This is a genomic window from Sphingopyxis sp. FD7 (genome assembly GCF_003609835.1).
Classification (GTDB): Bacteria; Pseudomonadota; Alphaproteobacteria; order Sphingomonadales; family Sphingomonadaceae; genus Sphingopyxis.
Genome location: NZ_AP017898.1, coordinates 2,201,638 through 2,215,077 on the forward strand (window position 1 = coordinate 2,201,638; position 13,440 = coordinate 2,215,077).

At 66.8% G+C, this 13,440-nt stretch carries 15 protein-coding genes; 7 read left to right on the plus strand and 8 right to left on the minus strand.

Features of this window, described 5'->3' with window-relative positions:
- Positions 1 to 7 precede the first annotated feature (7 nt).
- The 6 genes from SPYCA_RS10395 to thrS all read right to left on the minus strand — a co-directional run bounded on the left by SPYCA_RS10395 (position 8) and on the right by thrS (position 5,539).
- Positions 8 to 373 carry a type II toxin-antitoxin system VapC family toxin gene (locus tag SPYCA_RS10395; protein ID WP_120220192.1) on the minus strand — a complete coding sequence of 122 codons (366 nt, stop codon included), beginning with the start codon at positions 371 to 373 and terminating at the stop codon, positions 8 to 10.
- Positions 370 to 816, minus strand: a complete 447-nt coding sequence (locus SPYCA_RS19560) for a type II toxin-antitoxin system VapB family antitoxin (RefSeq protein WP_232003267.1) — start codon at positions 814 to 816, stop codon at positions 370 to 372. Before SPYCA_RS19560 ends, SPYCA_RS10395 begins: the two co-directional genes overlap by 4 nt.
- Positions 817 to 885: 69 nt before the next feature.
- Complete coding sequence (locus tag SPYCA_RS10405; RefSeq protein ID WP_120220194.1) at positions 886 to 1,644, minus strand: sulfite exporter TauE/SafE family protein; 759 nt, start codon at positions 1,642 to 1,644, stop codon at positions 886 to 888.
- A 41-nt stretch (positions 1,645 to 1,685) separates the two neighbouring features.
- Positions 1,686 to 2,843 (minus strand): hypothetical protein, encoded by a 1,158-nt coding sequence (locus SPYCA_RS10410; protein WP_120220196.1) that lies wholly within the window; start codon positions 2,841 to 2,843, stop codon positions 1,686 to 1,688.
- 9 nt (positions 2,844 to 2,852) lie between these two features.
- The gene (locus tag SPYCA_RS10415; RefSeq protein WP_120220198.1) at positions 2,853 to 3,539 is read right to left on the minus strand and encodes a helix-turn-helix domain-containing protein; all 687 of its coding nucleotides are present in this window, start codon (positions 3,537 to 3,539) and stop codon (positions 2,853 to 2,855) included.
- A complete protein-coding gene (thrS, locus tag SPYCA_RS10420; RefSeq protein ID WP_120220200.1) occupies positions 3,536 to 5,539 on the minus strand; it encodes a threonine--tRNA ligase in 2,004 nt (667 codons plus the stop codon). The genes SPYCA_RS10415 and thrS overlap by 4 nt, the downstream gene beginning before the upstream one ends.
- 146 nt (positions 5,540 to 5,685) lie before the next feature.
- Between thrS and SPYCA_RS10425 the strand changes: the two genes are divergently transcribed.
- The 7 genes from SPYCA_RS10425 (at position 5,686) to SPYCA_RS10455 (ending at position 9,555) form a co-directional block, all read left to right on the plus strand.
- Positions 5,686 to 6,096 (plus strand): MerC family mercury resistance protein, encoded by a 411-nt coding sequence (locus tag SPYCA_RS10425; protein ID WP_120220202.1) that lies wholly within the window; start codon positions 5,686 to 5,688, stop codon positions 6,094 to 6,096.
- A gap of 72 nt (positions 6,097 to 6,168) precedes the next feature.
- The gene (locus SPYCA_RS10430; RefSeq protein ID WP_120220203.1) at positions 6,169 to 6,423 is read left to right on the plus strand and encodes a DUF6356 family protein; all 255 of its coding nucleotides are present in this window, start codon (positions 6,169 to 6,171) and stop codon (positions 6,421 to 6,423) included.
- A gap of 121 nt (positions 6,424 to 6,544) precedes the next feature.
- Positions 6,545 to 7,306: an alpha/beta fold hydrolase gene (locus SPYCA_RS10435; RefSeq protein WP_120220206.1), complete on the plus strand. Its 762-nt coding sequence runs from the start codon at positions 6,545 to 6,547 to the stop codon at positions 7,304 to 7,306.
- A gap of 9 nt (positions 7,307 to 7,315) precedes the next feature.
- Complete coding sequence (locus SPYCA_RS10440) at positions 7,316 to 7,753, plus strand: acyl-CoA thioesterase (RefSeq protein WP_120220208.1); 438 nt, start codon at positions 7,316 to 7,318, stop codon at positions 7,751 to 7,753.
- A 9-nt stretch (positions 7,754 to 7,762) separates the two neighbouring features.
- The gene (locus SPYCA_RS10445) at positions 7,763 to 8,200 is read left to right on the plus strand and encodes a VOC family protein (RefSeq protein WP_120220210.1); all 438 of its coding nucleotides are present in this window, start codon (positions 7,763 to 7,765) and stop codon (positions 8,198 to 8,200) included.
- 109 nt (positions 8,201 to 8,309) lie between these two features.
- On the plus strand, positions 8,310 to 9,041 hold the full coding sequence (gene gloB / locus SPYCA_RS10450; protein ID WP_120220212.1) for a hydroxyacylglutathione hydrolase: 732 nt from the start codon (positions 8,310 to 8,312) through the stop codon (positions 9,039 to 9,041).
- Positions 9,042 to 9,108: 67 nt separating this feature from the next.
- Positions 9,109 to 9,555: a hypothetical protein gene (locus SPYCA_RS10455; RefSeq protein WP_120220215.1), complete on the plus strand. Its 447-nt coding sequence runs from the start codon at positions 9,109 to 9,111 to the stop codon at positions 9,553 to 9,555.
- A 100-nt stretch (positions 9,556 to 9,655) separates the two neighbouring features.
- Here the strand turns inward: SPYCA_RS10455 and SPYCA_RS10460 are convergent, their stop codons facing one another.
- Together SPYCA_RS10460 and ggt are read right to left on the minus strand one after the other, a co-directional pair.
- Positions 9,656 to 11,485, minus strand: coding sequence for an AMP-dependent synthetase/ligase (locus SPYCA_RS10460; protein ID WP_120220217.1), 1,830 nt, complete (start codon positions 11,483 to 11,485; stop codon positions 9,656 to 9,658).
- Positions 11,486 to 11,616: 131 nt separating this feature from the next.
- Entirely contained in the window at positions 11,617 to 13,308 is a 1,692-nt protein-coding gene (gene ggt, locus SPYCA_RS10465; protein ID WP_172595035.1) for a gamma-glutamyltransferase, read from the minus strand.
- Between the last annotated feature and the right edge of the window lie 132 nt (positions 13,309 to 13,440).

Genomic DNA, 13,440 nt, shown 5'->3' on the forward strand with positions numbered 1-13,440 from the left:
ATTGGCCTCAGCATTGATAAAGAAGGCCTAGCCGCTCCGCCTGTTCCGCGAGCCGCCGGTCGCTGGTCCAGAGCCGCGCGGCGCCCATATCGGCGGTCGATGCCAAAAGATGGGCATCGACCATGCCAAGCCCGGTGCCGAACAGCCGCCGGTTCGTTATGAAATCGAGCAAGCGCGCGGTTTCGACCACCGGCGCGGGCGAAAGCAACCCAAGCATCGCGACGAACCGGTCGCGGCTGGCCAGCGAGCCGAGCGCCAGTTCGGCCGTGACGAACGGGTGCTGGACGACGCGGCCCTCGGAAAGCGCCAGCGCAAGCCCGGCATTGGCGCTGCGCAGATGATCGATCCAGACCGAGCTGTCGATCAGGATCATGCGCCGGATCGCTCGCGCGGCGCCGCCGTGGCGCCGGGATCGCTGCCGCCCATCAAGGCCAGCGTCCGCGCCGCTTCGCGCTGGATGAGCGCGCGGACGGCCGCCCGCTCCAGCTCGCCGCGATCCTTGATGCCGGTGATACGCGCCGCCTCGGCCCACAAATCGGCGGCCGGTTGCTGAGCCGCCTGCCCCTGCGGTCGCACCCGCTCGAACCCGATACGCTCGCGTTTCTGATCGACATCGCGCGTTTCCCATCCGGCTTTCACCCAGGCCGCGGCCTGGCTGTGATTGCCGCCGCTGTGATTGGCCCACCAGGCGCGGTGTTCGCGCGCGCTGCTTGGCAGGCGAAAGCCCAGGATGCGCTCAATCTCGGCGAAACTCGCATCCCATCGATCGTCGGATAGCGCCCGAAGATGCTCCCCAAGCGGTTCATATTTGCCCATGTCCCGACTCCTTTCGGATAGGAACATAGACCATTTTAGTATCATGTCAATAATAAAATAGTTTTGTTACTATATTAGGCGAGCCACTGCCGAAACGGCCGCAACACCCAGCACGAGGGCGACCATCGCCTGCCAGATGTGCGGGGCGACGCGGCCGAAATGGCGGGCGCCGACGCGGTTGCCGAGCCACATCGGCGCAAAGAGGATCAGCGAAACGATCAGCAGCCGCCAGCTGGCGATGCCCAGCCAGAGCGCCGCCAACGTGCCCGCGATCGCGGTCATGAAGAAGATCATCAGCATCGACGCGCGCGCGACCCTGGGCTCGACGCGGCGGCGCAGATAGAAGGGCACGACGGGCGGGCCGGGCATCGCGGCGAAGCCGGTGAGGATTCCCGAGGCTATTCCCGTGCCCGCGACCGCGAGCTTGCCGGGCCGGTGCCCCTCCACCTGTTTGGGAAGCAGCACCGCGACGAAGGCGGCGACCGCGGCGAGCGTGATGAGCAGGCGCGCGAGGTCGGCGGGGGTGTGATCGAGCGCGACCATGCCGAGCGGCGTCAGCGCCATCGCGAGCAGGCCGATCGGCCAGGCGGTCGCGCGGTCGGCATCGGCAACGATGACGCGAATACCCACAGGTCCGATGAGCAGTTGCAAAAGGATGCCCAACACCACCGCCTCGCCCGGCGGCATGATGAGCCCAAGCAACGGCACGAGGATGATCGCCATGCCGAAGCCGGTGAGCCCGCGAACATAGGCGGCGCCAAAGGTCATCGCGGCGGCGCCGGCGAGCGTCAGCGGCGCGAAGCCGACAAATTGGGACAGGCCGTTCATCGCGCGGCCGATACCGCGTTGTGGTTCGACCGGCTAGTCCCTCAGCCGAGCGGCCAGAGCGCGTTCACCGGCCGTTCGAGTATCTGCGCCGCGATCGCGTGGAGCCGCGGCGGATCGAAACGCCCCGCGCGCACCGCGCCCGCCAGCCAAGCCTCGATCGAGCCGCCGGTTTCGGTCCAGCGGTCCTGCCGCAACATTCCGTAAATCGCGCCCGCGAGCACATGGATGCCGTCATCGGCCTTGCGCCATCGGTCGGCGGGGTTGCGCGCGACGCCCAAAGCCTCGCTGATAAGCTGGTCGAGCGCCTGCGCCAGATCCTCATCGAACATCCCTTCGAGCGTCGTATAGCCCCATTTGGGATCATGCTCGGCGACGATGCGCGGGATCAGCGGGTCTTTGGCGAGCAGCGCCAGCGCCGCGGTCGCCGCGGGTCCGTCCATCGGCACCGGCGGATGCAGCATTTCGTGCGCGGCGTTGCGCACGGTGATCGGCACGCCCCAGTCGGTCGCCTGCAGGAAAGTCTGCCCCTGCACCTTGATCCCGTGCGGTTTGCAGAATTGCAGCAGCACGACCTCGATCTGCGGGTCGAATCCGCGCCCCGTGAGTTTTTCGTGCCAGCGGATCACGTCATAATCGCCGAGGCTTCGCGTCAGTTCGGCGATGCGCGCGTCGATATCGCCGATACGGCGTTGGCGAAACGCGGCAAAGCCCGCCGCCTGCATCGCCTCGAACACGGCGCGCAGCCGCGGCGCCACGCCGACGAACCAGCGCCAGTCGGCCTCGGCCCAATAGGGGCTGGTCCGATAGGCGGGCAGCAGTCGCGCCTCCGGGTCGGCCGCCGCTGCGATCAGCGCCGCGAGATCGCCATCATTGCCGTTCGAGAAGAGCACCGAGAGGTTGGGACCAAGCAGCCCAAACTGCGCGCGCTCGGCCTCTTGCCACAGCGCCGCGATGTCGGCGCGCGGGGCGGCAGGCAGCGCCGCGGCGAAGGCGTCGGCGTCGGCCTTGTAATAGGGAAGGTAAAGCTCGCCGCCCGCCAGCGGGCCGAGAAAGGCGAGCGCATCGAAGCCTTCGGAGGCGCGAACCTTCCACCGCGTGCGCATCGGCGGGCGCTGCGACTGCGCGAGGGCAGGGACGGCAGGCAGGAGCGAAAGGGCGGGCGCGGCGAGCGCGGCGGCGAGGAGGTTTCGGCGGTGCATGACCGCTGCCTAGCGGCGCGGCCCTCGGCTGGCTTGAACGGACTTTGCCCGCAGGCGGATCGGTGGCACCCCGGTCATCGCGGCGATGGCGCGCGCCATATGCGCCTGATCGGCGAAACCCTGATCGGCGGCGAGATCGGCGAGCGTGCCGCGCCAGCCGGACAAGGCGGCAAGGGCGCGGCGCGTCCGTGCCTCGATCCGGAAGCGTTTGGGGCTGGCGCCATAGGCGCGTGCGAAACCGCGGCTGACCGATGCGGGGTCGAGGCCGATGCCGCGCGCCCATGACGCGATCGCAAGGTCCGGATCGGCGCTGAGCGCGGCGGCGAGCAGGTCGGGCCAGTCGGCGTGTCGCTCATCGCTCGCGCGGAACCGCTCGGCAACGAACGCCGTCGCGGCACGCGGGTCGCGCTCGGCGAGCCGCGCCGCGGCGTCGGGATCGTCTATCGTGCCAACCCCTGGCGCCAGCCCTGGCGCCAGGGGCAGGTTGAGCACCTCTGCCCCATGGACGCCGAAGCGGTCGAGATGCGCGGTCCAGCCGCCATGGACGACGACCATGCCGGGCCGCAGGGTAAACCGCCCTGCGTCGCCGGCCTCCTCATATCCGCCGCCGAGCACGACCGCGATATAGCCCTCGGCATGGCGATGGCGCGGCAACCGCTCGTCCGCGGCGTGGCGGCCGAGGCCGACCGCGCTCACCGGACGCGAAGGTCCGGCGGGGTCGCTTCAGCCTTCAGCATCGCGATCGCTTCGGCGAGCGGCATGACGCGCTGGCCGTCCTGGCCGAGCGTGCGGATCGCGACCGTGCCCTCCTCGGCCTCGCGCTTGCCGACGACGAGCAGGTAGGGGGTTTTGGCGAGGCTGTGTTCGCGGACCTTGTAGTTGATCTTTTCATTGCGCAGATCGCTCTCGGTTCGGATACCCGCGGCGGTGAGCTGTTCGGTCGCGGCCCTCGCATAATCGTCGGCATCGCTGACGATCGTCGCAACCACTGCCTGCACGGGCGCGAGCCAGGTCGGGAAGCGACCCGCGAAATGCTCGATCAAAATGCCGATGAAACGCTCGTAGCTGCCGAAGATCGCGCGGTGGAGCATCACCGGGCGATGCCGCTCGCCATCCTCGCCGATATACGACGCGTCGAGCCGGTCGGGGAGCACGCGGTCGGACTGGATCGTGCCGACCTGCCACGTCCGGCCGATCGCGTCGGTCAGGTGCCATTCGAGCTTGGGCGCGTAGAAGGCGCCTTCGCCCGGCAGTTCCTCCCAGCCATATTGCTCGGTCGCAAGCCCCGCCTCGACCACCGCATTGCGCAGTTCGTCTTCGGACTTGTCCCACATCTCGTCGCTGCCGAAGCGCTTTTCGGGACGCAGCGCGAGCTTGATGGCATAGGTAAAGCCGAAATCCTTGTAGATGCGATCGGCGAGCACGCAGAAATTGCGGACTTCCTCGACGATCTGATCCTCGCGGCAGAAGATATGCGCATCATCCTGCGTGAACTGGCGCACGCGCATCAGCCCGTGCAGCGCGCCGTGCGGCTCGTTGCGGTGGCAGCAGCCATTTTCGTAGAGGCGGAGCGGCAGGTCGCGATAGCTTTTCATGCCCTGGCGGAAAATCAGCACATGCGCCGGACAGTTCATCGGCTTCAGCGCCATCCACTCGGCATCGTCGGAGACGATCGGGCCTTCGTCCTCGGTGTTCGGCACCTCGTCGGGGATGACGAACATATTTTCGCGATATTTGCCCCAGTGGCCCGACCGTTCCCACTGGCGCGCGTCCATCACCTGCGGCGTCTTGACCTCGCGATAGCCCGCGGCGTCGATCGCGCGGCGCATATAGGCCTCCAGCTCGCGCCACACGACGAAGCCGTTGGGGTGCCAGAAGACCGAGCCGTGCGCCTCCTGTTGCAGATGGAACAGGTCCATCTCCTGCCCCAGCCGGCGATGGTCGCGCTTCGCGGCTTCTTCCAGCCGGACGAGATGTTCGGCGAGCTGCTTCCGGTTGAGCCAGCCGGTGCCGTAGATGCGACTCAATTGCGCGTTTTTCTGGTCGCCGCGCCAGTAGGCGCCCGAAACGCGCGTCAGCTTGAACGCCGCCGGGTCGAGCTTGCCCGTCGAGGCAAGGTGCGGCCCGCGGCACATGTCCATCCAGTCGTCCCCCGACCAATAGACGCTGATTTCTTCGCCCGCGGGAAGCTCGGCGGCCCATTCGGCCTTGAACGTCTCGCCATCCCGTCGCCAGCGCGCGATGAGCGCGTCGCGATCCCAGACTTCGCGGCGCAGCGGCTTGTCGGCGGCGATGATGCGGCGCATCTCCTCCTCGATCAGCGGCAGCTCGTCGTCGCGGAACGGGCCATGCTCGGCGGTCGGCGCGAAGTCGTAATAAAAGCCGTCGCTCGTCGCGGGGCCGAAGGTGATCTGCGTGCCGGGAAACAGCTTCTGCACCGCCTCCGCCAGCACATGCGCATAGTCGTGGCGCACGAGTTCCAGCGCGTCGGCCTCGTCGCGGCTCGTCACCAGCGACAGGTTGGTGTCTTCTTCCAGCGGGCGCATGATGTCGCGCAGCTCGCCGTCGATCCGTGCGGCGAGCGCGGCCTTGGCGAGGCCCGGACCGATCGCGGCGGCAATCTCGGCCGGGGTGGTCCCGCGCGCGACTTCACGGGCAGAGCCATCGGGAAGGGTGACGCGGATCATCTGGGACATCGAAAAATCGGCCTTTCAGGGCAAAATCGCCGCGCCCCTTTGCCAGTATGCGACAGGGGCGGCAAGGGGCGGATTCACAACAGCGCTTGCAATGATACAATGTATCATTGTCTGGCATCGCACACCCCTCCCGCGAAGGAAACCCCATGTGCCTCCCCTCGCCGCGCGCCCGGACCGCGGACCTTGCCGGCATCGCCCTGTCGTCGGCCTGCCTCGTTCATTGCCTTGCATTGCCGCTCGCGCTGCTGGTCGCGCCCACCCTGTCCGGCTGGCTCCGTCTGCCCGAGTGGCTGCACGCCGCGATCCTGCTGCTCGCCCTGCCCGCCGCGCTGGTCGCGATGACCGACGGCTGGCGGCGTCATCGCCGGTGGACGCCGCTCCTGCTCGCGGCGGCGGGGCTTGCCCTGCTGACGCTCGGCCTTGCCGCGCACGAGACATGGCTGGTGACCGCCGACCCCGAAAGCGCCGACCGCCTGGTCAGCTCGGCGGGCGCAATCGCGCTGGTGTCGGCGCACTTGCTGAACTGGCGGCTGCGCCATGGCGCCGGACATCGCTAGGGACCGACCGCCCTTGCGACTGCTCCGCAGGACCGCTAGGGCGGCACCCAGCCGCAGCAAGGGGTCGCCATCATGTTCAAACGCCTGTTCGTCGATCATCCCAGAAGCGTCGATGAAAGCTATGTCGAGCATTTCTTCGTCGCCTCACGCTTTGGCGTGACGATGATCTGGGGCGGGCTGTGCGCGCTGGTTCATGCGCTCGTGCCGGGATGGTGCATCACCACGGGCAGCGACACGATCCAGCGGCTCAACCGGATCATGGTCGAACAGCGCCGCGCCAAGGGACAGGCGGTGGCGCAGATGAGCACCGTCGACTGGGTGATCTGAGCACGGTGCGTTTCCTCCACGCACGATATCCCGTTCGCATCGAGCGCAGTCGAGATGCCCCTCGACATGGCGCCGTCCCGATGGGTGTCTCGACTTCGCTCGACACGAACGGAATCAGCGAATGAGCGACCTTGCCGCGCCCGACTATCTCGACCGCACCGGCCGCCCGCGGCTCGCCTATCGCTTCACGCCGGGCGCGGGCCCCGCGATCGTCTTCCTGCCCGGCTATATGTCCGACATGGCGGGAGGCAAGGCGACCGCGCTGTTCGACTGGGCCGCCGCCGAGGGACGCGCCTGCCTGTTGCTCGATTATGCGGGGTGCGGGCTGTCGGACGGGCTGTTCGCCGAGCAGACCCTGCTCGACTGGCGCGGCGATGTGCTCGACCTGCTCGACGCAAAGGTCGACGGCCCCGTCCTCCTTGTCGGATCGTCGATGGGCGGCTGGCTGATGCTGCTGACCGCGCTCGCGATAATCCAGCGCGACGGGCCGGGTCGCATCGCAGGGCTGGTCGGGATCGCTGCGGCGCCCGACTTTACCGACTGGGGTTTCACGGCGGAAGAAAAGGCGATCATCCTTGCCGAAGGCGCGCTGGTCGAGGAGACGCCCTATGGCGACCAGCCCTATGTGACGACGCGCGGCTTTTTCCAGTCGGGCGAGGCGAACCGGCTGCTCGATGCCGAAATCCCCCTCGCCTGCCCGGTGCGGCTGCTGCACGGGCAGGAGGATGGCGACGTCCCGCCCGACATCAGCCTGCGCCTGTCGGCAGCGCTCGCCAGCGACGATGTGCAGGTCACGCTCGTCAAGGGCGGCGACCACCGCCTGTCGCGCGACGGCGACATCGCGTTATTGATCGATACGGTGGCGCGACTCACCAACAGTTAGAGGACAGATATGGCTCGCAGCGACTTTCGATTTCACGTCACCAAGCGCGTCCGCTATGCCGAGATCGACGCGCAGGCGGTGGTGTTCAACAGCCGTTACCTCGAGTATTTCGACCTCGGCATCACCGAATACTGGCGCGCGGCGGGGGTTTATGACCGCTGGCCGCTGCGCGACAGCCCGGAGTTTCACGTCGCGCGCGCCGAGGTCGATTACAAGGCGCCGATCCTGCTGGACGAAGAGATCGACATTTGCGTGCGCGCGGCGCGTGTTGGCCGCAGTTCGATGACCTTTCTGTTCGAGCTGCACGGCAAGGACAGGGACGAGCTTCGCGCCGCGGGCACGATCGTCAACGTCCATGTCGAGGAAGCGCAAGGCGCGACGGCCCCGGTGCCCGATGCATTCGTATCCTTGTTTGAAGCGTTTGAAGGGCGGCGCCTGCGCGCCTAATATGGGCATATGACCAAATATCTTCACACGATGATCCGCGTGTCGGACCCCCAAGCCACCATCGAATTCTTCAGGCTGATCGGGCTGGAGGAAGTGCGCCGTTTCGACAATGAGGCCGGACGCTTCACGCTCATCTTCCTCGCCGCCCCCGGTCAGGCGGGCGTTGCCGAGGTCGAGCTGACCTATAACTGGCCGCCCGCGGACGGCAGCGCGCCCGAACAATATGATGGCGGCCGCAACTTCGGGCACCTCGCTTACCGGGTCGACGACATTTATGCGACGTGCCAGCGGCTGATGGACGCCGGGGTGACGATCAACCGCCCGCCGCGCGACGGCCATATGGCCTTCGTCCGATCGCCCGACGGCATTTCGGTCGAGCTGCTCCAGGACGGCCATCTGCCGCCGCAGGAACCCTGGGCGTCGATGCCGAACACGGGAAGCTGGTAAGACGCTGCCGCGCGGGAAGCGAGACTTTCCGCGGCGGCTGTGGCAGGATGAACCACCAAGGTCCGCTGGCATCCGCTCCGTCTGTGGATGCGAGAACCGGAAAGGAGACATGGTGGCTGCACTCGACATCGTCCGGATTCCTGTCCTCAGCGACAATTATGTCTGGCTGGTCCACGATCCGGCCAGCGAGGCGACGATGGTGGTCGATCCGGCGGTCGCCGATCCCGTGCTGGCGGCGGCGGCTGAGCGCGGCTGGACGATCACCGACATCTGGAACACGCACTGGCATCCCGATCACACCGGCGGCAACGCGGCGATCAAGGAAGCAACGGGGTGCACGATCACCGGCCCCGCAGCCGAATATGAACGTATCCCGACACTCGACGTTCGGGTGACGGGCGGCGATATGGTGCGACTCGGCGAACATGTCGCAGAGGTCTGGGACGTCCCGGCGCACACAGCGGGCCACATCGCCTATCATTTCGCGGACGACGCCGCGATCTTCGTCGGCGACACGATGTTCGCGATGGGGTGCGGCCGCCTGTTCGAGGGGACGGCCGAGCAGATGTTCGCCAATATGCAAAAGCTGGCGATGCTCGACGACGCGACGCGCGTTTATTGCGCGCACGAATATACGCTGTCCAACGCCCGCTTCGCGATCAGCGTTGACCCCGGCAACGAAGCGCTGGCGGCGCGGCTCGCCGCGGTCGAGGCCGCGCGCGCCGCGGGCGAGGCGACGGTGCCGACGAGCATCGGCGCCGAACGCGCGACCAATCCCTTTTTCCGCGCGCCCGACGCCGCCGAACTGGCGCGCATCCGCGCGCTCAAGGATATGGCGTGATGACGCCGCGCCTTCAGCGCGGGTTCATCGGCCGCGGCTATTCTGACCCGTTACAAGGAGCGTTTTCATGGCCAAGCTGAACCCGATGGCGGCCGCGCTGGCCGTTGCGGCGGCGCCGCTCGCCGCAAGCTGCGCGCCTGCGGGGTCGGGGGAACCCGGCGCGGCGGCGCTGACCCCGAAACAGGCCGAACGGCTGGACAGGCAGCTCGCGGGCAAGGTGCCCGGCGCGCCGCTGAAATGCTTGCCCAATTACCGCAGCAACGACACGATCCGCGTGTCGGACAGCATCCTCTTGTACCGCGCGAGCGGCAAGCTCGTGTATCGCAACGACCTCAAAGGCAGTTGCCCCGGCCTCGCGCGCGACAGCGACATCATGGTCGTGCGCCAGTTCGGATCGTCGACCTGCGAAGGCGATTTCTTTCACCTGGTCGACCGGACGAGCGGTATTCGTGGCCCGACCTGTGTTTTTGGCGAGTTCGTCCCCTATCGCAAACCGGCGGGGGGCGAAGGCTGAGCCCACGGGCTTGGTCGCAGGCGGGCGCCGGTTTGCGCCGAGCTCTTCGGGTCGCACCCCGTCTGCCACTGTTGAAGCGCCGCCCCCGCGAAGGCGACGATCATGCCTTATAAAGCGCCGCAATCTTGTCGGCATAAATCTCGCGCAGCACATGGCGGCGGATCTTCATCGATGGCGTCATCTGCTCATTCTCGATCGTGAAGGCTTCGTCGGCAAAGTCGAACTTGCGGACCTTTTCGATCACCGAAAGCTGACCGTTCACGCGATCGACCGCGGCGCGGATCGCCGCGCGGAACCTTTCATGTTCGCGCAGCAGCTTCATCTCTTTTGGCAACCCTTCGGCCTCGGCCCATTCCGCCGCCCATTCGGGATCGGGAACCAGAATGCCGACAAGATGCGGGCGCTTGTCGCCATAGACCATCGCCTGCAATATCTCGGGTTGTAGCGTCAGCATCCCTTCGACGCGCTGCGGCGAGACATTGTCGCCCTTGTCGTTGACGATAAGGTCTTTCTTGCGGTCGGTGATGACGATGCGCCCCGCCTCGTCGATATGGCCGATGTCGCCGGTATGGAGCCACGGCGCGCCCCCAGGATCGGCGGGGTCGGCGATCAGCACGCGCTCGGTCTCCCCGGCGTTGCGCCAATAGCCTTTCATCACCAGCTCGCCGCGCACACAGATTTCGCCGTCGTCGGCGATGCGCACTTCGGTGTTCATCAGCGGCGGGCCGACGGTGTCCATCTTGAGCCCGGTTTTGGGGCGATTGCAGCTGATCACCGGTCCCGCTTCGGTCTGGCCATAGCCCTGCAAGAGCGTCAGGCCGATCGAGTGGAAGAACACCCCGATCTCTGGGTTGAGCGGCGCGCCGCCCGACACCAGCGCCTTTATCCGGCCGCCGAACCTTTTCTGGATCTTGGGGCGGAACAGCCGATTGAGCAGCAAGTCGACCGGGCGGTCGAGCACGCCCATGCGCCGCTCATAATGTTTTTCGCCGACGCGCAGCGCCTGGCTCAGCATCCAGTTCGCAAGCTTGCCCTGTTTCTCGACCGCCTTGATCATCCGCGCGCGGATCACCTCGAACAGCCGCGGGACGACGACCATGATCGTCGGGCGCGTTTCCTCGATATTCGAGACGAGCTTTTCCAGCCCCTCGCTGTAATAGATTTGCGCGCCAACCATGATCGGCAGGAACTGGCCGCCCGAATGTTCGTAAGCGTGGCTCAGCGGCAGGAAGGAGAGGAACACTTCTTCATCACCGATGCCGAAATCATTGACCAGGATCTCGGCCGCGCCCGCGGCATTGTGCAGGATCGCGCCATGATGCTGCATCACCCCGCGCGGTGCACCGCCGGTGCCGCTGGTGTAGATCAGGCAGGCGGTATCCTCGCGCTTGACGCCCAGCCCGCGCGCCTTGGTCTCCTCGACCCATGCCGCGCCGCCGGTAACCATCGGCGCCCAATCATGCACCGACACCTCGCCCTGTTGCCCGACGCGCAGGCTTTCCATGGTGATGACGATATGCGCGTCGGACCGCATCACCGCGGGCATCAGCACGCGGGCGAGCTTCGCGGTCGAGACGATCACCGCGCGCGCGCCGCTGTTGTCGAGGATATGCTGATGATCGCGCTCGGTGTTGGTCGTGTAGGTCGGGACGGTGATACATCCCGCGGCCATGATGCCGAGGTCGGCGATACACCATTCGGGGCGGTTCTCGCTCACCAGCACCACCCGGTCGCCCTCTTTCAGCCCGAGCTTGCGCAAATTATGCGCGAGCGCCGCGACCTGTTCGGCGACCTCGCGCCAGCTCAGCGCCTGCCACGCGCGGTCGGCCTTGTGCCACAGAAAGGGATCGTCGCCGCCGCGCGCCGCGCGGTCGAAGAACATCGCAACCAGGCTGGGAAAATGGTCGAGATGGGGATTTTCCAGCTTCATGCCTCTCGCTCTCCTCGGGAGGATAATCTTATTATTTGGTCCATTCTTAGGAGCAATCGCCGCGCGATAGAAGTCCGTAAGCAGTCCCGTCATCCCGGCCTTCGCCGGGATGACGGGGCCGAATAGGACAATTACCCCTGCGGCGGCGCGCCGTCGACCGCCGAGGTGCCGGGGCCGCGCGGATCGGCGGCCCCGCGCATCCCCTCCGCCGTGCGTTCAATGGCGTTGAGTTTCGAGCCGAGGTCGGTGGGCGTGAAGCTGTAGCCGAAAGGCCGCATTTTCGCGGCGATCGCCCGCCCCGCCTCATTGTCCTCGATCAGCACGCCCTGGCGACCGAAAAAGAGATTGGGAAGCGCAATCGCTTCGTCCACGCCGAGGCCCCAGTCGAGCACGCCGATCAGCGTCTTGGTGACATGCATGATGATGCGCTTGCCCCCCGCCGAGCCGACCGCAAGCACCACCTTGCCGTCGGGGCCATAGACGATCGTCGGCGACATCGAGGACAGTGGCCGCTTGCCCGGTTGCACGCGGTTCGCGGTCGGCACGCCGTCCTTCGTCGGCGTAAAGTCGAAATCGGTGAGCTCATTGTTGAGGAAATAGCCGTTCGCGATCAGCTGGCTGCCGAAGATGCTTTCGACCGTCGAAGTCATCGAAACGAGATTGCCCGCGGCGTCGGCGGCGACAAAATGCGTCGTCCCCTGCTCGTCGACCGGCGGCGCGGCGGCGCGTGGCGCCGCTCCGGGCGGGGTGCCCGGATCATAGCGACCCGCCGCCCCATAGGGAGAGATGAGCTGGCGGCGCTGCGCAAGATAGGATTTGTCGAGCAGGCCTTTCACCGGCACGTCGACGAAATCGGCATCGCCAAGATAGGCGGCGCGATCGGCATAGGACAGCTGCATCGCTTCGGCGAGCAGGTGCCAGCTCATCGGATTGTCCTTGCCCATCGCCTTCATATCCCAGCCTTCGAGCATCCCGAGGATGCCGAAGACCGTGGTGGCGCCCGACGAGGGCGGCCCCATGCCGCAGACCTTGTAGATGCGATAGCTGGTGCAGACCGCGGGGCGTTCCCTGGCCTGATAGGACGCCAGATCCTTCAGCGTCAGCGTCGCGGGATTGCGCGGCGCCTTGCCCACCGCCTCGCTTATCGCGCGCGCATTGGCGCCGCTGTAAAAGGCATCGGGACCGCGCGCGGCGATGTCGCGGAGCAGTGCGGCATAGGCCGGGTTCCGAAGCCGCGTGCCGACCGGCGCGGGCTTGCCATCGACATAATAGATCGCGCGCGCCTCGGGAAAATCCTTCCAGACGGGCTCGAACCGGACGAGCCAGTTGTGGAGCGCAGGGGTGACCTCGAAACCGCTTTCAGCAAGCTCGATCGCCGGCTGGAAAAGCGCCTTCCATTCGAGCTTGCCCCATTTTTTATGCGCCATTTCGATCAGGCGGACGTTGCCGGGAACGCCGACCGACAGCCCGCCGGGCACCACGTCCATGAAACCGCGCGGCTTGCCGTCGGGGCCGAGGAAGCGGTCGGGCGTTGCGGCGGCGGGCGCGGTCTCGCGGCCGTCGATCGTCGATAGGCTGCCGTCGCTGGCGTTGTGATGGAGCATGAAGCCGCCGCCGCCGATGCCGCTCGATTGCGGTTCGACGAGCGTGAGCACGGCGACCATCGCAATTGCGGCGTCGGCGGCGGTTCCGCCCTGATGCAGAATCGCGCGCCCTGCCTCGGTCGCGCGCGGATCGGCGGATGAGGTGACACCCTGCGCGGCGGTGAGCGTGGGGCAAGCGAGCGAAACGAAAGCGACGAGCGCGAGGAGACGGTTCAGCATGTGCGCGACATTGGCGCGGGGGCGGAGGGAGTGCAAGTCCTGTCCCCCTCCCGCAAGCGGGAGGGGTTAGGGGTGGGCAGCGACGGTGCGATTCCCCACCCCGCTGCGACTAGCGAGCAAAGCTCGCAAGTC

Coding starts and splice junctions, on each gene's coding strand:
- SPYCA_RS10395 (WP_120220192.1), bottom strand. CDS start 373: ATGATCCTGATCGACAGCTCGGTCTGGATCGATCATCTGCGCAGCGCC.
- SPYCA_RS19560 (WP_232003267.1), bottom strand. CDS start 816: ATGGGCAAATATGAACCGCTTGGGGAGCATCTTCGGGCGCTATCCGAC.
- SPYCA_RS10405 (WP_120220194.1), bottom strand. CDS start 1,644: ATGAACGGCCTGTCCCAATTTGTCGGCTTCGCGCCGCTGACGCTCGCC.
- SPYCA_RS10410 (WP_120220196.1), bottom strand. CDS start 2,843: ATGCACCGCCGAAACCTCCTCGCCGCCGCGCTCGCCGCGCCCGCCCTT.
- thrS (WP_120220200.1), bottom strand. CDS start 5,539: ATGTCCCAGATGATCCGCGTCACCCTTCCCGATGGCTCTGCCCGTGAA.
- SPYCA_RS10425 (WP_120220202.1), top strand. CDS start 5,686: ATGTGCCTCCCCTCGCCGCGCGCCCGGACCGCGGACCTTGCCGGCATC.
- SPYCA_RS10430 (WP_120220203.1), top strand. CDS start 6,169: ATGTTCAAACGCCTGTTCGTCGATCATCCCAGAAGCGTCGATGAAAGC.
- SPYCA_RS10435 (WP_120220206.1), top strand. CDS start 6,545: ATGAGCGACCTTGCCGCGCCCGACTATCTCGACCGCACCGGCCGCCCG.
- SPYCA_RS10440 (WP_120220208.1), top strand. CDS start 7,316: ATGGCTCGCAGCGACTTTCGATTTCACGTCACCAAGCGCGTCCGCTAT.
- SPYCA_RS10445 (WP_120220210.1), top strand. CDS start 7,763: ATGACCAAATATCTTCACACGATGATCCGCGTGTCGGACCCCCAAGCC.
- gloB (WP_120220212.1), top strand. CDS start 8,310: ATGGTGGCTGCACTCGACATCGTCCGGATTCCTGTCCTCAGCGACAAT.
- SPYCA_RS10455 (WP_120220215.1), top strand. CDS start 9,109: ATGGCCAAGCTGAACCCGATGGCGGCCGCGCTGGCCGTTGCGGCGGCG.
- SPYCA_RS10460 (WP_120220217.1), bottom strand. CDS start 11,485: ATGAAGCTGGAAAATCCCCATCTCGACCATTTTCCCAGCCTGGTTGCG.
- ggt (WP_172595035.1), bottom strand. CDS start 13,308: ATGCTGAACCGTCTCCTCGCGCTCGTCGCTTTCGTTTCGCTCGCTTGC.